This is a genomic window from Clostridium sp. AM34-11AC, assembly GCF_003435375.1.
In the GTDB taxonomy this organism is placed as follows: Bacteria; Bacillota; Clostridia; order Lachnospirales; family Lachnospiraceae; genus Pilosibacter; species Pilosibacter fragilis.
On the sequence record NZ_QWGL01000102.1, the window covers coordinates 890 to 1,125 of the forward strand.

At 40.7% G+C, this 236-nt stretch carries 1 pseudogene; it reads left to right on the forward strand.

What is annotated here, in order from left to right:
- Window positions 1-189 (forward strand): annotated as a pseudogene (locus DW826_RS18815) (IS982 family transposase); the annotation flags it as partial.
- Window positions 190-236: the final 47 nt, after the last annotated feature.

Sequence of the window (236 nt, forward strand, 5' to 3'; positions counted from 1 at the left end):
AGACGGGTAGAAACTGTCTTTTCACAGTTAAGCGGTCAGTTAAATGCAGAAAGAGTACTTGCCAAAAGCTTTCAGGGCTTATGCACCCGTTTGGTTAATAAAGTATTGGCATACAACCTCTGCATTGCATTAAACAGTATTTTCGGTGAAACCTGCGAACTTGGAAAAATCAAAGAACTGATATTCTAAAAAATTTGGTAACTGTTCAGTAGGTCTGCGCACTTGCTGCGCTGACC